This window comes from Dellaglioa sp. CoH-57-MRSF-18 (genome assembly GCF_056781995.1).
In genome coordinates, this window is record NZ_JBXAXX010000001.1 from 145,762 (window position 1) to 165,723 (window position 19,962).

Annotated in this window: 20 protein-coding genes; 3 read left to right on the forward strand and 17 right to left on the reverse strand. The window is 34.1% G+C overall.

The window, feature by feature from the left end; translation table 11 throughout:
- Positions 1 to 28 precede the first annotated feature (28 nt).
- The 3 genes from crcB (AC1RPG_RS00665) to AC1RPG_RS00675 form a co-directional block, all read right to left on the reverse strand.
- Positions 29 to 391, reverse strand: coding sequence for a fluoride efflux transporter CrcB (crcB, locus tag AC1RPG_RS00665; protein ID WP_481760955.1), 363 nt, complete (start codon positions 389 to 391; stop codon positions 29 to 31).
- Positions 388 to 783 carry a fluoride efflux transporter CrcB gene (crcB, locus tag AC1RPG_RS00670; protein WP_481760956.1) on the reverse strand — a complete coding sequence of 132 codons (396 nt, stop codon included), beginning with the start codon at positions 781 to 783 and terminating at the stop codon, positions 388 to 390. The genes crcB (AC1RPG_RS00665) and crcB (AC1RPG_RS00670) overlap by 4 nt, the downstream gene beginning before the upstream one ends.
- Before the next feature lie 108 nt (positions 784 to 891).
- On the reverse strand, positions 892 to 1,980 hold the full coding sequence (locus tag AC1RPG_RS00675) for a DUF871 domain-containing protein (protein ID WP_481760957.1): 1,089 nt from the start codon (positions 1,978 to 1,980) through the stop codon (positions 892 to 894).
- Between the two features lie 337 nt (positions 1,981 to 2,317).
- On the opposite strand from AC1RPG_RS00675, the gene AC1RPG_RS00680 reads away from it, so the two are divergent.
- Positions 2,318 to 3,064: a hypothetical protein gene (locus tag AC1RPG_RS00680; RefSeq protein WP_481760958.1), complete on the forward strand. Its 747-nt coding sequence runs from the start codon at positions 2,318 to 2,320 to the stop codon at positions 3,062 to 3,064.
- 48 nt (positions 3,065 to 3,112) lie between these two features.
- Here AC1RPG_RS00680 and AC1RPG_RS00685 read toward each other — a convergent pair whose 3' ends face one another.
- From AC1RPG_RS00685 to AC1RPG_RS00700, 4 genes are all read right to left on the reverse strand, one after another.
- Entirely contained in the window at positions 3,113 to 3,979 is an 867-nt protein-coding gene (locus AC1RPG_RS00685) for an NAD(P)-dependent oxidoreductase (RefSeq protein WP_481760959.1), read from the reverse strand.
- Positions 3,980 to 4,092: 113 nt separating this feature from the next.
- Positions 4,093 to 4,422 (reverse strand): thioredoxin, encoded by a 330-nt coding sequence (trxA, locus tag AC1RPG_RS00690; RefSeq protein ID WP_481760960.1) that lies wholly within the window; start codon positions 4,420 to 4,422, stop codon positions 4,093 to 4,095.
- 18 nt (positions 4,423 to 4,440) lie between these two features.
- Positions 4,441 to 5,178, reverse strand: coding sequence for a TerC family protein (locus AC1RPG_RS00695; RefSeq protein ID WP_481760961.1), 738 nt, complete (start codon positions 5,176 to 5,178; stop codon positions 4,441 to 4,443).
- 139 nt (positions 5,179 to 5,317) lie between these two features.
- Positions 5,318 to 5,683 (reverse strand): winged helix-turn-helix transcriptional regulator, encoded by a 366-nt coding sequence (locus AC1RPG_RS00700; RefSeq protein ID WP_409021715.1) that lies wholly within the window; start codon positions 5,681 to 5,683, stop codon positions 5,318 to 5,320.
- Positions 5,684 to 5,812: 129 nt separating this feature from the next.
- Between AC1RPG_RS00700 and AC1RPG_RS00705 the strand changes: the two genes are divergently transcribed.
- Positions 5,813 to 6,994: an MFS transporter gene (locus tag AC1RPG_RS00705; RefSeq protein WP_481760962.1), complete on the forward strand. Its 1,182-nt coding sequence runs from the start codon at positions 5,813 to 5,815 to the stop codon at positions 6,992 to 6,994.
- Between the two features lie 49 nt (positions 6,995 to 7,043).
- Here the strand turns inward: AC1RPG_RS00705 and nhaC are convergent, their stop codons facing one another.
- The 8 genes from nhaC to AC1RPG_RS00745 all read right to left on the reverse strand — a co-directional run bounded on the left by nhaC (position 7,044) and on the right by AC1RPG_RS00745 (position 15,338).
- Positions 7,044 to 8,414, reverse strand: a complete 1,371-nt coding sequence (gene nhaC, locus AC1RPG_RS00710; protein WP_481760963.1) for a Na+/H+ antiporter NhaC — start codon at positions 8,412 to 8,414, stop codon at positions 7,044 to 7,046.
- Positions 8,415 to 8,811: 397 nt separating this feature from the next.
- Positions 8,812 to 10,428: a SulP family inorganic anion transporter gene (locus AC1RPG_RS00715; protein WP_481761141.1), complete on the reverse strand. Its 1,617-nt coding sequence runs from the start codon at positions 10,426 to 10,428 to the stop codon at positions 8,812 to 8,814.
- A gap of 132 nt (positions 10,429 to 10,560) precedes the next feature.
- On the reverse strand, positions 10,561 to 11,007 hold the full coding sequence (locus AC1RPG_RS00720; protein WP_481760964.1) for a universal stress protein: 447 nt from the start codon (positions 11,005 to 11,007) through the stop codon (positions 10,561 to 10,563).
- An 18-nt stretch (positions 11,008 to 11,025) separates the two neighbouring features.
- On the reverse strand, positions 11,026 to 12,402 hold the full coding sequence (locus AC1RPG_RS00725; protein ID WP_481760965.1) for an Nramp family divalent metal transporter: 1,377 nt from the start codon (positions 12,400 to 12,402) through the stop codon (positions 11,026 to 11,028).
- Positions 12,403 to 12,607: 205 nt separating this feature from the next.
- Positions 12,608 to 13,255: a metal-dependent transcriptional regulator gene (locus tag AC1RPG_RS00730; protein WP_481761142.1), complete on the reverse strand. Its 648-nt coding sequence runs from the start codon at positions 13,253 to 13,255 to the stop codon at positions 12,608 to 12,610.
- 985 nt (positions 13,256 to 14,240) lie between these two features.
- Positions 14,241 to 14,669 carry a MerR family transcriptional regulator gene (locus AC1RPG_RS00735; RefSeq protein WP_409021721.1) on the reverse strand — a complete coding sequence of 143 codons (429 nt, stop codon included), beginning with the start codon at positions 14,667 to 14,669 and terminating at the stop codon, positions 14,241 to 14,243.
- An 18-nt stretch (positions 14,670 to 14,687) separates the two neighbouring features.
- Positions 14,688 to 14,897 carry a hypothetical protein gene (locus tag AC1RPG_RS00740; protein WP_481760966.1) on the reverse strand — a complete coding sequence of 70 codons (210 nt, stop codon included), beginning with the start codon at positions 14,895 to 14,897 and terminating at the stop codon, positions 14,688 to 14,690.
- Positions 14,898 to 15,338 carry a GNAT family N-acetyltransferase gene (locus AC1RPG_RS00745; protein WP_481760967.1) on the reverse strand — a complete coding sequence of 147 codons (441 nt, stop codon included), beginning with the start codon at positions 15,336 to 15,338 and terminating at the stop codon, positions 14,898 to 14,900. It abuts the gene before it with no gap.
- A gap of 126 nt (positions 15,339 to 15,464) precedes the next feature.
- Between AC1RPG_RS00745 and AC1RPG_RS00750 the strand changes: the two genes are divergently transcribed.
- Positions 15,465 to 16,307: an alpha/beta hydrolase gene (locus AC1RPG_RS00750; protein ID WP_481760968.1), complete on the forward strand. Its 843-nt coding sequence runs from the start codon at positions 15,465 to 15,467 to the stop codon at positions 16,305 to 16,307.
- A gap of 281 nt (positions 16,308 to 16,588) precedes the next feature.
- Here the strand turns inward: AC1RPG_RS00750 and AC1RPG_RS00755 are convergent, their stop codons facing one another.
- Complete coding sequence (locus tag AC1RPG_RS00755) at positions 16,589 to 18,133, reverse strand: ABC-F family ATP-binding cassette domain-containing protein (protein ID WP_481760969.1); 1,545 nt, start codon at positions 18,131 to 18,133, stop codon at positions 16,589 to 16,591.
- Between the two features lie 21 nt (positions 18,134 to 18,154).
- Positions 18,155 to 19,948: a translation elongation factor 4 gene (lepA, locus tag AC1RPG_RS00760; RefSeq protein ID WP_481760970.1), complete on the reverse strand. Its 1,794-nt coding sequence runs from the start codon at positions 19,946 to 19,948 to the stop codon at positions 18,155 to 18,157.
- Positions 19,949 to 19,962: the final 14 nt, after the last annotated feature.

Genomic DNA, 19,962 nt, shown 5'->3' on the forward strand with positions numbered 1-19,962 from the left:
ATCACACATTATGCTCGAATACTTTAATTTAACTAACCATTTGGCGACCAATAACTAATCCTAACAGTGTCATCAAGCCACCAACAATATAACTAGCTAATAAATAAATCATGAATAACGATATTTTTTGGCTTTTAATTAATTTAACCAATTCAAAGTTATACGTTGAAAAGGTTGTAAAACCACCCATTGTTCCAGTACCAAGTAAGACTAACATCGGACTAGATAAATTAATTCCTGTTAAAAGACCTAAAATAAAACTACCTATCAGATTAATTAATAACGTTCCAACTGGAAATTGATCAGTTAGATATCGATTACTTAAATTTGTTATCCCATATCTTAACATAGCACCGATTGCAGCGCCAATCCCAACTAATAGTGTCATCATGAACGTTCACTCTCCATTCGCCAATCTCCAATCCGATTGCCTAATGAATAACCAAGTAATGTCATGGAAAGTCCACCTATAATCGTTACTAACACATAGATGAGTGCATAGCCCCATTGTTGCGTCTCTATTAACTTTACAGCTTCCAAACTATATGTTGAAAACGTTGTAAAAGCACCTATAAAACCTGTTTTTATCCCCAAAGTTAACCAATCTGGGACTTTTTCGGTTGTTTCAATATACTGAACTAAGAACGCCAAAATAAAGCACCCTACGACATTAATCATTAATGTCCCCAGTGGGAATCCATTTGGTTGAATAATCGTTAAACCAAGTAAGTACCGACTTATTCCACCAAAAAAAGCAAACAATGCAACAATTATATAATTCATTTTATGACCTTCTTATCAATTTTACATTTACTACTTCATTTTACCGAATTATCTAGTTAATACCAAATTAAAATGGACCACTAGAAATTATCTAGTGATCCATTTAGGCTAATCTTGGCTTAGTTTAAATTGACTCCATGGTTTCAAAAAATCGAGTAAGAATAATTCATCATCTATAATATGCCCAACAATATTTACACGACCATCATTTTTCATTTCTTTTAAAGCAATTTGTGTTTCACCTTTATATTGTCCATAACCTTCATTATCAATTAAGACGTCACCACGCTTAATTAATTTTGTATTATGTGCAGGAAATTCTTTATCTTTATACACAACCCGTGTCATTGTCGAACGTAAAAGATACGCTGAACGATCTCCGCGGTAACTATGAATATTATCAAATAATACTACTTTTTCAACCTCAGTAATATCATCTGCCGTTTCAATTTTAATCGTCGGATAATTGGCGTTGAATGCTTCTGATGCTGCTTTTAATTCATTTTCTGAAGCGTACGCGTTTGCGATAATCACATCATCAATTAAATCTGTCATCACCATATGTTTAACTTGTGTGGCAATATCTAAATGTCGATGATCCTCTAATGTACATAGTCCATCAGCAGTTGGCCAAGGTCCAAAAGTAGCTGACTTAGCATTAACAAAAGCTGCCGTATTTAAATTGTATTTTTTAAATTTCTCACTGCAAGCTACAAAAAAGTTATACTCTAATCCTGTGTATTCATGTGGATAAAAATTATGTGAACCTAATAAGTTCTCTCTTTTTGGTGAATAACTCATAATGTTATCCACATAGTTAGTCCCAGAACTCATATTTATTTCTATTTTTAAGTCATATGGATTGCGTGTCATTGCTGCTTCTTCTGCACCTGTAAATCCTAAATCTAATCGAACACCATATGCACCCATATCGTCAAAGAATTTTAAATCTTGATAACTAATATTTAGTTGTTCAAATAAATCAGGATTGATATCAACCATTACTTCCATACCAAGTTTATTTGCGTAAGCAACTGTCTTTTTAAATTCTGATAATACCTTATCTTTACCATCTGTCACTTGGAGTAAACTCGTAAAGACTCTTTTATACCCGTATTTACATGCCAAATCTAAATATGCTGTATCATCATTATAATTTGATCGTTCTGGATAAATTGAAATACCTAATTTTCCCATTATTATTCCTCCTAAATATTATTAAGGTCTATACCAATATTATAAAGGACATATAATGTAATTGAAAGCGCATTCCAAAAAAACTTTTGATTATTTTTAAATTTTTTCTTAATGTTAAGGTTATTTTAAGGTTCATGTTGTATATTGAACTTATCCCAAAACAACATAAATAACTAACCTTTATACTTTTTCATTTCTCCTCCAAAGTAATGAGAGAGAGAGCTAATTTATTAGCTCTACAACTTACTCCCTAGAGACTGCCTTCCCAGCAGTCTCTTTTTTGTTTCTAAATATTAAGAATCGTGCTAATATTTTAATCACGAAGGAGGTCTTAAGGATGCAAACCATTTATACGCTAATAACATTGATTTTTCTTAGTGTTATACCACTTCTTGTAGCTGCTTTTTTACTAACAGCTGTGAACAGTAATACAAAAAAACAATTATCATTAAATCAACAATTATACTTGGGTTCATTGGGTATTATTATCCATGAAGCAAGTCATGCTATAATGGCTTTTTTATTTGGATTTCACGCCATTGAAGTTAAATTAATTAAACGTCCACATCCCGAAATTGGTGATAACTCACTTGGATTCGTTCGTTATAGCTCACCTAAAAATATGCGTGGTAAAATTGGACAAGCAATGGCCGGTATTGCGCCCATCATTGGCTGTTCAATCGTAATTATTGGCCTTTTTATTCTACTGCTACCTCACTCTTTTAATCTACTATCAACAATGCTAGTTAACCAAGCATTTAATACTCAATCGTTATTTAACCTATTCACCTCGTTATTTCAATCTTGGTCATTAAGACTTATCCTGTGGTTGTTAATCACAACATCTATTACAATTGGTGGTTTTGATTTAAGCTCAGCAGATAGAAAAGGATTTGGTCTTGGATTCAGTTTATTAGCACTTTTAATCATTATCTTTTATTATTTCTTAACTCTATTTAATCACCAGACTTTAATGATGACTCTACTATCAAAATTTGCCTTATCTATTGGTCTAATTACTATTTTGATGCTGTTTTTATTACTTATTACAAATTGGCTGGTTAAAATCATCAAAAATAAATAAGACTATCTCATATTGAAATGGTCTTATTTATTAGTTGTATCGACTTATTTATTTCCACCACAATTTAACTAATGCTTGTGTACCGTCATTACCTAATCCATCTTCATCAACTAATTTTTCATATAGTACTTTAGCTTCTTTTGTTGCGGGTAGATTAATATTCATTTTTTCTGCTTCGTCTAATGCAATACGCAAATCTTTAAGAAAATGTTTTGCAAAGAATCCTGGTGTATAGTCATCACTTAAAACTCGGGGCGCATAATTGTCTAAACTCCAATTTGCTGCACTTCCCCCGCCAACTGTTTTAATGACACTTTCCAAGTCTAAGTTTGCTGCCTTAGCGTAAACTAACAGCTCAGTCATTCCGGTCATTGTTCCAGCAATCATAATTTGATTAGCCATTTTTACATGTTGGCCTGATCCATAACCACCAAACAAGGCAATTGTTGTTCCCATCTTTTCAAAAATAGGTTTCACTTGTTCATATACATCACTGTGTCCACCAACCATAATTGTTAGCTTCGCATTCTTTGCACCAATATCACCACCAGAAACAGGTGCATCTAACGCAAACAACTCATGAGTTTCCGCGTAATCACCAATTTTTTTCGCTAGTGTTGGTGTACTTGTTGTCATATCAACTACAATTGCGCCTTTTTTAGCACCAGCAAAAATACCATTTTCTTCAAAATATATTGCTTCTACATCTGCAGGAAAACCAACCATCGAGAAGATAATATCACTTTTAGCCGCAACCAATTGTGGCGAATCAGCCCATATTGCCCCTTGGCTAACTAAGTCATCTGTCTTTGATTTGGTTCGATTAAACACGGTTACTTCATAGTTCGCTTTCAATAAATAACTAACAATTGCTGAGCCCATAACGCCCGTTCCAATAAACCCAATTTTTTTCATAATAATCTCCTTTTATAATTTTCTTTAGTATGCACCTTTAAGGTTACGACTGCCATTAATAATAGTTAAGCCTAAAATAAAATCCCACTACAAAATTTGTAGTGGGATTTTATTTATACTGCTTTATTTTGAGCAACTTTTTCACTTAAATACTTTGAAAATTTACTCTTATCATGATAACCAACAACTTTTTCAATTGCTTTGCCATCTTTAAATAATAGAAAACTCGGAATACTCATGACATCATATTCCAATGCTGTTTCTTTATTTTCATCAATATTCAACTTTACAAATTGCATATCATCTTTGAATTCTTGTTCTAATTCATCAATAACAGGTTCCATCATACGACATGGACCACACCAAGGAGCCCATAAATCAACAATTGTTAATCCGGAATCTGTATGTTCCGCGAGCGTTTTATCTGTTACTTTTGTGACCATTTTATCGCCTTCGTTTCGTTATTTTTTATTCTGAATATTATACATATGAATTAAAGTCGTTAATATAATAGCCCCAAAAACAATTCCAGCAAAAAGTACTGCTGAAACTTCGATACCAATTTGAGGGATAGAAAGGAATAACTTCACCGCAATTAATGCGATTAGCAAGTAAGCCATTGATTCTAACTCCGGAACAACCTTCATCAACTTCATAATCAATGTCGCAATCCCACGCATGGCTAAAATTCCAAACATCCCACCGATTAAAACAATGACTGGATTTGTCGAAATTGCTAACGATGCTAAGACAGAATCAATTGAAAAAACAATATCCATCATCTCAATTGAAATAACAACTGACCAAAACAATGAGAATGGACCTTTTCGTCCATTACTTTTTTTCTCTGATTTAGGTTTTGGCGTTTTAATTTTTGAAAAGAAATAATGGGCTGATAGGTAAATAAGATACCCAGCGCCAATTACTTTAATTTCCCAGAAATCAATTAAAAATGTTCCAATTCCAATAATGATGAACCGGAAAATATATGCACCCCATAATCCGTAAAATAATGCTTTTTCTTGTTCTTTTTTACTTGGTAATTTTTGTGTTTGTGCAGCTAATACAATTGCGTTATCCACTGATAATAAGCATTCGATTACTGCTAATGATAGGATAATTATCCAATCACTACTTGATTCGACAACTGTTTTCCAATTGTTTAGATCAAAAAATGGTCCATATAAGTTTGCTAACATTTAATTCTCATACTTTCTTTCAATAATTTTTATAAATAACTGTAAATGATTATTATACAGCAATTACCAGATTATGCCATAACATATGAACAACAGTAACTGCCAGCTACATTTCTCGAATAGCAATCAATAATGACAGTTATGACACTTTATCTCGATTCATTAAAACAACATGTTGGTCTTGCTCATTTAACCGATCAACATGTTTTTCGCCCCAAACACACAATTTATTTAATATAGTACTCAAAGACTCACCATATTCAGTCAATTGATAATCTACTTTTGGTGGTACCTGTTCATAGATATGTCTAGAGATAATCCCATCGGCTTCCAATTCACGTAATTGTTGCGTTAACATTTTTTGGGTTATTTTCGGAATTGCACGTTTCAGCTCACTAGTTCTTCTTTTTCCACCACGTAAATGGCATAAAATAATTGTTTTCCATTTTCCGCCAATGACTTCTAAAGTCGCTTCAACACCAATATTATATGTTTTATCTTCCATTCTTCCTCCTATAGGCACTAAAAAGTTCCTATAGCACTTTTTAGTACGTTATTGTCTTATTGTTGCGTACACGTATAATCATAAATTGTAGCATTATTCCAACAAAAATCAAGGAGGCTTTACAAACTTATGGAAAAACCAAAAATATCACCATCCCTAACACTCTTAGCATTGGCTATTAGTGCTTTCGCAATCGGATCAACAGAATTTATTAGCGTTGGGCTCATCCCCTTATTAGTCAAAGATTTTGGTATTTCATTAAGTCAGGCAGGACTTAGCGTTTCATTATATGCATTCGGTGTCACAATAGGTGCACCCGTTCTAACTATTTTAACTGGCCAATTTGATCGAAAAAAATTACTCTTAAGTATCATGGCGTTATTTATCGTTGGTAATTTAGTTGCAGCATTTGCACCAACTTTTTCAATTTTATTAATTGGTCGAATTATTTCTGCATTGTCTCACGGTATATTCATGACAATCGCTTCCGTTATTGCGGCTGATGTTGTTGAACCTTCAAAACGTGCTAGTGCTATTTCAGTCATGTTTACTGGTTTAACCGTTGCAACTGTAACCGGTGTTCCTTTAGGTACATTTATTGGTCAACATACTAGTTGGCATGGATCATTTATTTTTATTAGTATCATTGGACTAATTGGTTTAATCGCCAACTTTTTCCTCGTACCAAATGGTTTACCAATTCCTGGAAAATCTGATGCGCATGGTTTTATCCGTGTCCTTAAGAACAAATATCTATTGATTACGTTATCATTAACCGCCTTAGGTTACGGTGGGACATTCGTTGTTTATACGTATATTACGCCACTCTTAGAAACTTCAATGGGTTACAGTGAAAGTGCTGTTGTTATCATTTTAATCGTCTACGGATTGATGGTTGCCCTTGGAAATACGATTGGCGGCCGTTTAGCAAACCATAATCCGCTCCAAGCATTATTAAAAATGTTTATCGGACTTGCAGTCGTCTTATTTATCCTTTTCTTTACTGCTAAAATGTCAATTCTAGGTTTATTAACCGTTATGGCCTTAGGACTATTCGCCTTTATGAATGTTCCAGGATTACAACTATACGTTGTTCAATTAGCTGAAAAATATACCCCTAAAGATATTACTTTAGCATCGTCGCTAAATATTTCTGCTTTCAATATTGGCATTACGTTAGGCTCTTTAATTGGTGGACAAGTTGTTTCTAATCTCGGATTAGGTATGACGCCACTTTTTGGGACAGTCATGGTTTTAATCGCCATCTTCATGACAATGTACTTAATTACACTCAATAAGAATGAGAAATAACAAAAAAACGGGTCACAACGAATATAAAATTCATTGTGACCCGTTTTTATTAGGCTCTCTTTGCACGTAACCCGATTCCCGTCCAACCACTAATGATTGAAAAGACAGGCGATAGTAAGCTAAAGAACGCAAATGGTAAGTAGTCTAGCGTTGGAACTCCCAACGTGCTTGCTGCAAACGCACCAGCTACACCCCAAGGGATTAAGTAATTAATCACTGTTCCGCCATCTTCAAGTGCACGACTTAAGGCTAAATTATCTAATTTTGATTTATCAAAAGCGGGTTTAAACGCTTTTCCAGGTAAAATAACTGATAAGTATTGTTCTCCAACAAATAAATTAACTCCAATTCCAGCAAAAATAGTTGCCGTAATTAATTTACCAGATGAATTTAAACGTTTAACTAAAGGTTCCATAACGACTTCAATAATATTGAAGTTCATTAGTAAGCCGCCTAACGTTAAAGTTAAAATTATTAATGACACGGTTCCCATCATACTTGAAACGCCACCTCGTGTTAACAGCATATCCACATTTGCATCTCCAGTTTTAGAAACAAATCCTGACTGAATCAACGCCGCAACATCTTGTAAACTCGTAAATGGTTTTTGAATAAATAACATAACTAACGATACACCAATATTGATAAATAACGTTGGAATAGCTGGAATTTTTAACCAGGCACAGACAAACATTAAGATAATTGGTAATGCCGCCCAAGCTGTGATTGAAAAGTGACTAGATAAAATTGAAATCGTATGATTGATTTTATCCATATTTGCTGCCATACTACCACTTCCCAAAATGAAATATAAAATTAAAGATCCTACAAAAGCAGGAATTGTTGTCCACATCATATTTTTAATATGTTTAAATAAATCAGATTCTCCAATGGCAGCTGCTAAGTTCGTTGAATCTGATAAGGGAGACATTTTATCCCCAAAGATAGCACCTGAAATAATTGCTCCTGCCACTAGTGCAGGATTAACCCCCATCGTCATCCCCATACCGAATAGTGCGATACCCACAGTTGAAATTAAAGTGAAGGCACTCCCAATTGATAATCCGATAATAGCACAGACAATAAAAACGGAAGGCACAAAGAATTGAACACTAATCAGATTAAATCCCCAAATCATTAAGGTTGGAATAATTCCTGCCGCAATCCAAGTCGCAATCAATGAGCCAATCAAAATAAAAATAAAGATGGGAATTAACCCTGTACTCATTCCATCCTTGATACCCGCGTGAATCTCATCCCATGAAAAATGACGAATTCTAGCCCATAAAATTAACAACCCAATCACTAACATAACTGGTGTTTGAGGTGATAACCCAAACTTAATTACACCAAATCCCATAATAATCAACATTACTACTAAAACACTTGCTGCTTCTGTAAACGATAATTTATTTTTCATTAGTAAACACTCCTATTTTTTAGTCGATTCTAGTATTTATCATGAAAAGTTTGATATCGAAACTGACCCCAATTTATATTTTTCATTTTTAACACTCCTTTTCTGGACAAAAAAAGTCCCTGATACAATATTAAATATTGTATCAGGGACGACTCTAGCCGTGGTACCACCCAGTTTAATTGAGAACCCAAATTCTCACTCACTAGATGATAACGGTTCTAGATATTTATCCGATGTTTAAAATAACGTTAACGTATTTGGTTAATTTATCCTGATTGGTTCGCATCAACCACCAACTTTCTGACTCCCAGATAAATGACTACTTATGTGTTAACTTTTATTTATTAAGTTGAATGAATCTTAACATGCCTAAATATCCTTGTCAATAATGTACATCTTATAGTATTTCCTTTAGAACACGATCAACTGAGAAATAAAAGGCTTCTTCCCCAGCCACATCTTTAAAGCCAGATCGTTCAAACATTCTCATTACATTTGGTTGAACTGAAGAAAAAATCACTTCATGATTTTTAGTCTGAGCATCACTATAGAAATCCTGAATAACAGCCATTGCTGTATTATCAATTGATGGTACGCCTCGCAATGAAAAGATAACTAAATCTCGTTCATGAAGTGGCTGTAGTGCCTTATCTAATCGATCCGCAGACATGAAAAATAGTGGTCCAGTGATGTAGACAACTGCCCAATCATCTTTTAATCTATCTTGTGTTGTTTCGACTTTGCTTAAATCAACATCTTCAACAACAACATCTAAAATAGAACTCTTAGCCACAAAAATAACGATCCCGACTAAAACACCGGCCATAATCGCCGTACTCAAATCAAAAATAACGGTACTTATTAATGTTAAGAAAAATAGAATTAAAGCACTTTTAAATTTATTTTTAAAGAGATACTTGATAGCTGACCATTCGTTCATCCGCCATGAAGTCACAACTAACACGCCAGCTAATGCCGATAAAGGAATCTGTGACATGATTGGTGCCAATAAAAGCATTGAAACTAATAACGCAAGTGCATGGAAAACGCCTGTCAATCGCGTCTGTGCACCTGATTTAATTGCTACACTCGTTCTAGCAATCGCAGCCGTTGCTGGAATACCACCAAAAAATGGTAAAATCATATTTCCAATACCTTGAGCGATTAATTCTTGATTACTATCTAAGGTTTTACCTGTCATGCGACCAGCAGATGCCCCGCATAATAAACTTTCAATCATTCCCAGTAAAGCAATACTTGCGCCAGGAATAATTAGATTTTTAACTGTTTGAAGATTTAATGCACCTAAATGTAATCTATCATCACTGATAACACTTGTTGGAATCTCGCCAACTGTTGCGACATCTAATTTAAATATCATTGTAATTGCCGTAGTAACAATAATTGCAATCAACGATGCAGGAATAACTTTATTCCATTTTTTTGGAAAAATAAAAAGTGCAATAACAACTAAAATTGCCATCAAAGTCGTTGCCAACTTAGGTTGAAAACCTAAGCTAGGATAACTACCAATTTTTTCAATTAAACTACTTCCGTTTGAATGCGTACCAAAAAAATTATCTAATTGCCCGAAAGCAATAATAATTGAAATTCCTGATGTAAATCCTGTAATAACAGGGGCAGGAATAAAAGTCGTTAAAACGCCTAATTTAAATATACCGGCTAACAATAAAATCACTCCGGCAATCAATGTAGCAATAAAAACCCCTTTTAATCCATATTGTGCAATAACACCCATTAATACTGCGGCCATCGCTCCAGTTGGTCCTGATATTTGATAATATGCCCCAGATAAGGTACTTATCAAAATCCCAGCAACAATGGCTGTGATTAACCCAGCAGCAGCTGTTGCCCCACTTGAGACACCAAATGCCAAGGCTAACGGAATAGCAACTGCAGCTACCGTTAAACCTGCCATAAAATCTTTAGCTAATTTTGTTGCATTATAACCTTTAAACTCGTTTTTTAATATTGAAATATAATTTGATATCATCATCATGCTCCTATTTATGTTATACATAAAAGCATAACATAAACCTTATATATAAATAAACAAGTAAACGTTTTCCAAATAAAAATGGTTAAATCTTTATAAGATTCAACCATTTTGTATAACTTTTTTCTATTAACGAACAACCATAACTGAAACGGGAGAATACTTAGCCACGTATGATGCTTGGCTACCTAAGTACTTACCAATCCCTTTAGTTATAGCTGATCCAACAACGACTAAATCAGGTTTAACGTCAGGAATAACATCTTTGACAATCGTTTCACCAGGTTCACCCTCAGCAAGAACAATGTGTACTTCCTTAACACCAGCATCTAATGCGCTTTGTTTATACTCTTGAAGTTGTTTTTCAACCTTCAAACGTTTTTCAGCTAATGTATCTTTTGTTAATACCTGAAAAACATTCAAATCATCCGACTCCAGAACAGTTACAATATGCAGCAGAGAATCATCATCTAAAGCATGACTAACCGCTTCTAAGAATGCTAATTGGGCATCTGCCGAATTATCGACGCCGACAAGAATGTTCTTATGCTTTGGTAACTCAAAACTTTTTTTCATATGAATTTCCTCCTTATTTTATAAAACTTCTTGGAAAAATTGAATGACTAAATTGAAGACTAATTGAACATTTAAAATAGTTAACCCGATTGCGGCTGCCCAACCAATAATTGATACCCAAAGTGGATTAACGAATCGTTCACCCATATATTTTTTAGAAGATGTAAACCAGATTAATGGAATCATCGTAAATGGTAAGGCTACTGATAAGAACACTTGTGAATAAACAAGTAAATTATCTAATACGCCTTCTGTCCCACCCCAAATGATTGCGGCAATCATAACGGGGATAACTGCTATGATACGTGTAACCAATCGACGGGCCCATAATGGCATTTTTAAATGTATGAAACCTTCCATTATAATTTGACCAGTCAAGGTTCCGGTAATCGTTGCATTTTGCCCAGAAGCCAGTAAAGCTACGGCAAATAAAGTTGAAAGTACAGGTGATGCAATCCCTTTGGCAATTGTATTATCACTTAATGCACGGTATAAATCACCGAATGCTTGTAATTGATCTGCATGTCCAAAGAATAAAGCAGCCCCCAAAAGTAAAAGTAAACTGTTAACAATTGTTGCGCCAAATAATTGGATATTTGAATCCCAAGTTGTAAAGCGCACAACTTTTGCAACTTCTTCTTCATCAGTTGAATCGTACTGACGTGTTTGTGCAATTGAAGAGTGAAGGTACAAGTTATGAGGCATTACTGTTGCACCAATAATACCTAAAGCTAATGTTAATTGATCATGGTTCATAACGATTGATGCTCTTGGTAAAATACCACCCATGATACCTGCTAAACTTGGTTTTGATAAGGCAACTAAGTAAAGGAAAATAATTAAAATTGATGCAATCAATGTTGCAACAATCGCTTCAATTGTTCTAAATCCTAATTTTGTTAATAATAATAGTAAGAAAACATCTAATATAGTTATCATAACGCCGACTGTTAATGGAATTCCAAAAAGTAATTGTAAAGCAATCGCTCCACCAATTACTTCGGCTATATCTGTTGCCATAATTGCTAATTCTGTCATGATCCATAATAAAAATCCAACCGGTTTATTAGTATGATCACGAATTGCTTGTGCTAAATCCATTCTTGTTACGACACCTAACTTAGCAGCCATATATTGCATTAACATAGCGATAAGTCCGGAGAAAATAACGACTGATAATAGTAAGTAACGGTATTGTGCACCACCGACAATTGATGTAATCCAGTTACCTGGATCCATGTAACCAACAGCGACTAATGCACCTGGTCCACTAAAAGCCCATAAAGTTCGTAAAAATCCGGCACTTTTTGGAACTTCTACTGATCCATTTACTTCTTCCAAACTAGCACTATTTGTTGTGGTAGTCATTTTTGGTTCTTGTACTTCTTTCGACATTTTTTACCACTCCTTTAAATTCTTTTCTTCTCAATTCCTTATTATACTCAAACTTTATACATTGTAAACAAAAAGTTTAGGCTAACCTTAAATCATTTTACCAGTTATTAAATATTGCTATATTTCCAAAAAAAGACTGCTGATATCTATTTGATATCAACAGTCTTTAGCTATTTAATAAAAATTTCTTTTGTTATCATAATACCTACTTCACAAAAATATAATGAGCGGCTTTATAACTAATATTTCTAACCTCACCAGTATTTTCTAATTTGATTTCAACTGGACCTTCAAAAGGCGCATGAGAAACAACTGTTAATTTATCACCAATGTGTAATTCTAAATCATCTAAATAAGTTAACAAATCATGATTATCAATGAATCGTTCAATCACAACTTTAGTGTTATCTTCTACTGCTTCTAAAACGAGATGGCTATCTTCCTCATAGTTACCTTCTTTGTCAGGTATCACACCGCCATGAGGACAGTGTGTTGGATGACCCAAGAATTCACTCAAATGATCAAGCAAGTACTCACTTGTCACATGTTCAAGTAACTCTGATTCACCGTCAACATCTTGTAGTTTATAATTTAATTTATAAACTAAGAAGCATTCCCATAAACGATGCTTACGAACTAAATCTTCTGCCAATAATATCCCAGGTTTCGTTAACGAAATCCCTGCGTATGGCGTATGTTCTACTAACTCTTCTTTAACTAGTTTATTGACCATTTCTGTAACTGATCCGGCCGCAATGTTCAGACTAAGCGCAATCTGTTTATTCGATATTTTCTTTTGCGTACCGCCTAATTCAAAAATAATTTTTAAATAATCTTCCTTCATAGGTGTCATATTCGATCTTTCATTTTTTGTCATTAGTTAATCAATTCACTTCCATTTTCTTAATAATAGATTTATTATATCAGAATAACGATTGAATTGTAACTTATTTTTTAGGAATACCTAACCTTTCATTTTAAAATACCTAAATGTAAGCTAAAAATCATAATTCACTGCATTAAAATAGGATTCAAGCATTTGTTTTAAGAAATGTCTTGAATCCTATCTTTTTGTAGAAGGAAAGCCGAAACCCGTGTTACCGAGAGTCGATTTTACTTGATTATTAATATATTTCGCCTCTATATCTTTATACTTATTTAGTTCTGTGAAGTCGCTTTTATATGTTTTGAATCATATATTATCGAACGACGCCCTTTGAGCGATTTGTTATCCATTCGATTTCAAACGTTTCTCCAAGACCAAATACCTCTAAATCCAATTATTCGTTCTACTACAACTTAAATCATCAAAATTCGATATCTTGATTTGCTTTTTAATGCTCAAGACCGGCACCGTTTTAATACGCCTTACTTGACATCTCTCAACGTCATTAACTTGCCGTACATTGGAAACTTAAACCATCATCTTAATTGATGTGTCCTGATTTGCTTTTAAGCGCTCAAGACTAGCACCGTTTTAAAACCTTGTTCGACGTCTCACGACGTTCACACTACCAAAATTCTAAATTCATCGGAGTAAACATCATCTAACTTGATGTGTCTTGATTTGCTTTTTAATGCTCAAGACCGGCACCGTTTTAATACGCCTTGCTTGACATCTCTCAACGTCATTAACTTGTGTTACATTTTTCAACTATCTTCAGTACTAAACATTGTCCAACTAACTTCGTTTTTAAAAACCATTAAGTGAGTTTAAAAAAGTGACTTCAGTTTTATTTTGTTCAGGGATTTCGATAGCCTTCCTTGCTACAAATTAAGTATAACACAAATGTAAACGGTTGCAACCTTTTTATGATTTTATTTTATAATTCTTTTTATTAAACATCTCTGAGTTCAAAACGTGTCCCTTTTTCATCTATTACCGCAAATAAACGCTGCTTTTTGGAGTCATCAAAATAGCCCATATCAAAAACTGTTTTATTTCCTTGTTTACCAACATCTGAAACACGATCAATCAAAAAGTGTTTAAATTGTCTAAAAATATCCATTTTTCCGTTAACGTGTTCAATCGCCGCAACCAATGTGTATCCTTCATCTAACTCTTCTTTTATAAGACTGACTTTTATGACCATATCTAAACGATATTCTCGCGACTTTGCCTTCTCATCTGAAATACTTTCAATATAGCCTTTTTGTTCCCAATATCTTAACTGTCGTGTTGAAACACCTGTCATTTTACTGATTTCACTAATACCGACAATTAACTTATCTTGCTTCATAAGATTGGCTAATGGATTATTATTCACTGTAAGTACCTTCTATCTCTAGTTTTCTAAATACTTTTGAAATTTTTTATCGATTTCTGGCAGACTTTTCTGTAATGATTTTGACTGGTTTTGTGTCCCCTCAGCCATTAACTTCAAGTAAGTAAATAAAATTTGACTAGCGTCTTTATGATATTTACTACCAAGTTCACTCGCAAATGTATATCGTTCATCCGTTAGTAATTTTGAAAATAAAGTTTCTTTTGCCATCTAGGCTCCTTCGATTGTTTTTATCATTGTGTGATGTGGAATTCCTGCGTCCATAAAGCCTTCACCTTCAACCTCATATCCTAGTTTCAAATAAAAATTTTGGGCTTGATCTTGTGCACCTAAGGTTAAGTATTTAATTCCGTAGACTGTTGAAAATCCTTCAATAAACGTTAGGATATCTGTTGCTAAATGTTGTCCACGAGCCGCTTTCAATGTTGCAACTCGCTGGACATGCCACGTTTCAGAGTCTTCGCTAAGTACACGTGCTGTCACAACAGGTTCTTCATCTTTATAACCCACAAAATGAATAGCTTCTGATTCGTTTTCAATTTCCAATTCCATTGGCACATTCTGTTCTCCAACAAAAACCGTTTTTCTAATTGATAATGCATCCTTATATATTTGACTACTTATATCTCTAGTTGATTTCACTATGAACATTTGCTCATCCTCAGCTTTCTTAGTTATCTTCGCATATAGCTTACCATAACTTGCTTTAAATTTGAACGTCAAGACCCGGTAGCTTATAATGAAAGCAAATAACTTACTATGCAAAGGAAACCACTAATGAAAAAATACGGTATATTAATAACCATCTTATTGATTTTAGGATTAGGTATTGGCTTTTTACTATTGCATAACAGTATACCTAAATCGGTAGAAACAGAGAAAAGTATTTCACAAACACCAACCTTATACATTCATGGATACGGCGGTACAGCTAACTCAACTAACGACATGATTGCCTCAGCAGAAAAATCTGGTAAGGCAAAAAAAGTTCTAACAGCAACCGTCTCTTCAACTGGTGATGTCACTTATACGGGTAGATGGAAATATACTGAAAAAAATCCAATTGTTCAAGTTATATTTGCGCGTAGTGATGCTCAAATTCCTGAAGAGGGCAGATGGATTGGTAAGATAACTGATTATTTAAAAGCATCATACGATATTAAAAAAATCAATCTTGTTACACATTCAATGGGTGGCTCATCTGCAATGTACTGGGCTGAATCTGTCAGAAAAAAATCTTCTCCTATCCTAAATAAATTTGTTCCAATTGCTGGTCCAATTAATGGGGTCCTCGGAATGGACGAAAAAGCCAATAAAAATTACTTCTTGAAAAATGACGAACCTGCTATTAAAACAGCAAACTACCAAAGTTACTATAGCAAACGAAAAAATTTCCCATCAACCGCAAAAGTCTTTGTTATTTATGGCGATGTGAATGATGGCTCAAATTCTGATACATCTGTCAGCATTGCTTCTGCCCGTTCAATGAACTATCTATTAAAAGGCCAAGTAAAATCGTATGACGAGCTTAAAATTACTGGTGAAGATGCACAACATAGTAAACTTCATAGAAATTTACAGGTTGATAAAGCTGTTATCCAATTCCTTTGGGGTAAATAGAACTATACGAAATATTAATTTTGTGCTATGATTAAGTTATGCGATGAGTCGAGTAAAATCAGACAACTTCGGTTGTTCCGCTGCGGCGGCTAGTGATTAGTTCGAAAATGGGGCATTTTTTACCTACCGCATTGTAGGTATGTCTGATTGTCACTGTTTTGTGGAATTCATACAATCTATTTACTTCGGTAAGTACCATAACAGGAAAGCATCAACTTCGGTTGGTGCTTTTTTTGTGCAGATAAATAGCCTTAGAAAATTACTTTCCAAGGCTATTATCACTATTTTTGAATTCTTATTGCTTCAACATCAAACACTTTATCAATCCAAGATTCATAAAATGGTGCTTCATGACTGACCAATAAAACATTTCCAGGAAAACGTCGGACTGCCTTTTGTAGCGCGTCTTTTGTATCATCATCCAAGTGATTAGTTGGTTCATCCAAAATTAAAAAGTTACTTGGTTTCAATTCAACTAAACTCAACTTAACTTTCATTTGTTCCCCACCACTCAAAATATTAATAGGTTTCATTGTATTCGCAGCATTAATCCCTGATTTAGCCAATCGGCGACGAATCGTTTTAGGTTCCAATTCAGGGTATTCATCTTGAATAATTTGAAGAGGTGTCATTTCTTTATTATCCCAAATTAAATCTTGATCAAAATAATTAACAACAACAGAATCAGAAAATTCAGCAGTTCCACCAAACGTTGGAATTAACTTCAAAATTGACTTAATCATTGTTGATTTACCAATTCCGTTAAATCCCTTTAAGACAACTTTTTCTTGATGTGATAATGAAAAAGTTACTGGTGATAGTAATGGCGTTTTATAACCAACTGATAAATTTTTAACGGCAAGCGTTGATGCGGATCCAGTATCTAGATAAGGAAAATCAAATTTACCTTTTACAGTATCACTTGGCGGTGTCACACGCTCAATTTTATCTAATCTTTTTTGTCTAGACTTAGCCATTGTGGCACGCGTTCCAGCTTTATTCTTTCGAATATAAGCCTCATCTTTTTCAATTTGAAGGCGTTGTTTCTGGAAAGCTTTTAGTTGCGCTTCTTTTTTAGCTTCTTTTTGCTTAATAGCTGATTTAAAATTCCCACGATATTTTGTGATTTTACCGAATGCAACATCAATAATTGTATTCGTGACATTTTGTAAAAATTCAAAATCATGAGAAATAACCATGAAACAGCCTTCAAATTGATTTAAATACTCAGTTAACCAATCAATATGTTCCGTATCTAAATAATTAGTTGGTTCATCTAATAAAATAACTTCAGGATTTTCCAATAATAATTTAGCTAAGATAATCTTAGATCTCTGACCACCACTTAATTCACTAACTTGATGGTCTTTTTCAATTGCATCTAATCCTAAACCAGTTCGAACACGGTCAATTTCTGTATCGATATCATAAAAATTTTTTGCCTCAAGTTCTTCTTGATATCTACCCGCTTTTTCCAACAACTTCTCGTCCATATTTTCAGCATAATCCGTATAGGCCTGCGTTTGTTTTTCACTAATATCATATAAACGTTGAAATGCTGTCTTCAAAAACTCAATAACCGTAATGCCTTCCGCAACTTCAGCATATTGATCTAAATAGCCAATTGTCGCACTTTTTTTCCATTTGATTTCGCCTTCATCAGGTAATTCTTGTCCAGTAATAATTTTGATTAATGTACTTTTACCAGCACCATTTTGACCAATGATACCCATATGATCCTCAGTGTTTAATTCAAAATGAGCATCCTCATATAATTGCTTATCCGCAAATTGATGGGAAAGTTGGCGAACTTCTAAAACTCCCATTGTAATCCTTCTTTCTAAAGACTAGTTATCATTGTTAACTTCCAATATTGCATTAAATACTTCTTGTGGTAATTCCATTTCAGCCTTAGAGCCCAATCGTTTATTAGCGCTTTGACGGCGTAGCATATCTTGTTTGGCAGCATTCTTTTTATCACTACTTGTTGTTGCGCTCTTACGAAGAGGCGGTACATTTGCACGCGAAATAGCTTTATTTTCGATAACTGCTTGTACTGGCATTGGGAATAATTTACGTGGAATTGAATATTTCAATTGCTCAACTAATTTCTGACCAATTTCCACAGCATCTTGTCTATGCACAACAAACCCTAGTGCATCGACTGTTGCATAGTTAACTAAAACGTCCATTTTAACAACGTCTGCTGTTTGATATCCTTTAAATTGCGTTTCCATTGTTGCATAGCCATGTGATAATGATTTTAATTGATTGAAGAAATCATAGGCAATTTCAGACGTTGGTAACGCATAATTCAATTCAGTTTGACCAGAATTGTATGACATATCTTGGAAAATACCTTTACGTTTTTCAGCTAATTTCATGATATCGCCCACTTGTTCATCTGGCACGGTCATATGAACATCTAAAAATGGTTCTTCAACATGATCAATTTCAGAAAAATTAGGGAATTGGACAGGATTATCAACAACAACTTCTTTACCATTTTTCAAAATAACGTGGTACGTAACATTAGGCGTCGTTGTTAACACCCCTAATTGGTATTCTTTTTCGAGACGTTCACGAATAATACTTAAATGTAACATCCCTAAGAATCCACATCTAAATCCTAGTCCTAAAGCATCTGACTTTTCTTCTTTATAATGGAAAGATGAGTCATTTAAAGCTAATTTTTGAATAGCTGATTTTAATTCTTTATAGTTATTATCTTTAGGATAAAATCCAGCAAAAACCATTGATTCTGATTCTTTATATCCAGGAAGTGCTTCTGGTGTCGGGTTACTTTGAGAAGTTAACGTATCCCCAATTTTAACTAGTTGAGGATCTTTTAGCCCTGTAATAACATAGCCAACATCCCCGGCATGTAGACTATCAACAGCCACCATGTCAGGTTTAAAAATACCTGCTTCTACTACTTGGAAATCAGTCGTTTGTTGCATAAATCGAAGTAAATTATTAGCTTTAAATTCACCATCAAAGACACGAATATAAGCCACAATTCCTTTAAATGCATCAAAATGTGAATCAAAAACTAATGCTTTAAGTGGTGCTTCAATATCACCGATTGGTTTTGGAATACGGTCTTTAATAGCCTCTAGAACCAAATCAACACCAATCCCAGTTTTAGCTGATATTAATAACATTTCGTCTTCATCAACGTCAGCTAATTCCATCAATTGAATTTTAGTTTCTTCAACATCAGCATTAGGATGATCAATCTTATTGATTACTGGAATAATTTTTAAGTTGTTTTCTTTAGCTAAACGGTAATTTGCAACCGTCTGTGCTTGCACACCTTGAGTGGCGTCCACCAATAAAATAGCCCCATCACTAGCAGCTAAACTTTTCGAAACTTCATATGAAAAATCAACGTGTCCCGGTGTATCAATAAAATTATATTCGTAAGTTTCACCATTAGTAGCTGTATAGTAACTACGAACCGTTCGTGATTTAACTGTAATCCCGTGTTCTTGTTCAACAGCCATTGAATCTAACAATTGACTAGACATCTCACGTTCACTGACAGTTTGTGTTTCTTCCATAATTCGATCAGCTAAAGTTGATTTACCATGATCAATATGGGCAATAATTGAAAAATTTCTAATTTGTGATTGTTTCATTATGATTAAACCTC

Excerpts from the sequence above, each read along its gene's own strand:
- crcB (WP_481760955.1), bottom strand. The coding sequence starts at position 391 with ATGATGACACTATTAGTTGGGATTGGCGCTGCAATCGGTGCTATGTTA.
- crcB (WP_481760956.1), bottom strand. The coding sequence starts at position 783 with ATGAATTATATAATTGTTGCATTGTTTGCTTTTTTTGGTGGAATAAGT.
- AC1RPG_RS00675 (WP_481760957.1), bottom strand. The coding sequence starts at position 1,980 with ATGGGAAAATTAGGTATTTCAATTTATCCAGAACGATCAAATTATAAT.
- AC1RPG_RS00680 (WP_481760958.1), top strand. The coding sequence starts at position 2,318 with ATGCAAACCATTTATACGCTAATAACATTGATTTTTCTTAGTGTTATA.
- AC1RPG_RS00685 (WP_481760959.1), bottom strand. The coding sequence starts at position 3,979 with ATGAAAAAAATTGGGTTTATTGGAACGGGCGTTATGGGCTCAGCAATT.
- trxA (WP_481760960.1), bottom strand. The coding sequence starts at position 4,422 with ATGGTCACAAAAGTAACAGATAAAACGCTCGCGGAACATACAGATTCC.
- AC1RPG_RS00695 (WP_481760961.1), bottom strand. The coding sequence starts at position 5,178 with ATGTTAGCAAACTTATATGGACCATTTTTTGATCTAAACAATTGGAAA.
- AC1RPG_RS00700 (WP_409021715.1), bottom strand. The coding sequence starts at position 5,683 with ATGGAAGATAAAACATATAATATTGGTGTTGAAGCGACTTTAGAAGTC.
- AC1RPG_RS00705 (WP_481760962.1), top strand. The coding sequence starts at position 5,813 with ATGGAAAAACCAAAAATATCACCATCCCTAACACTCTTAGCATTGGCT.
- nhaC (WP_481760963.1), bottom strand. The coding sequence starts at position 8,414 with ATGAAAAATAAATTATCGTTTACAGAAGCAGCAAGTGTTTTAGTAGTA.
- AC1RPG_RS00715 (WP_481761141.1), bottom strand. The coding sequence starts at position 10,428 with ATGATATCAAATTATATTTCAATATTAAAAAACGAGTTTAAAGGTTAT.
- AC1RPG_RS00720 (WP_481760964.1), bottom strand. The coding sequence starts at position 11,007 with ATGAAAAAAAGTTTTGAGTTACCAAAGCATAAGAACATTCTTGTCGGC.
- AC1RPG_RS00725 (WP_481760965.1), bottom strand. The coding sequence starts at position 12,402 with ATGTCGAAAGAAGTACAAGAACCAAAAATGACTACCACAACAAATAGT.
- AC1RPG_RS00730 (WP_481761142.1), bottom strand. The coding sequence starts at position 13,255 with ATGACACCTATGAAGGAAGATTATTTAAAAATTATTTTTGAATTAGGC.
- AC1RPG_RS00740 (WP_481760966.1), bottom strand. The coding sequence starts at position 14,897 with ATGGCAAAAGAAACTTTATTTTCAAAATTACTAACGGATGAACGATAT.
- AC1RPG_RS00745 (WP_481760967.1), bottom strand. The coding sequence starts at position 15,338 with ATGTTCATAGTGAAATCAACTAGAGATATAAGTAGTCAAATATATAAG.
- AC1RPG_RS00750 (WP_481760968.1), top strand. The coding sequence starts at position 15,465 with ATGAAAAAATACGGTATATTAATAACCATCTTATTGATTTTAGGATTA.
- AC1RPG_RS00755 (WP_481760969.1), bottom strand. The coding sequence starts at position 18,133 with ATGGGAGTTTTAGAAGTTCGCCAACTTTCCCATCAATTTGCGGATAAG.
- lepA (WP_481760970.1), bottom strand. The coding sequence starts at position 19,948 with ATGAAACAATCACAAATTAGAAATTTTTCAATTATTGCCCATATTGAT.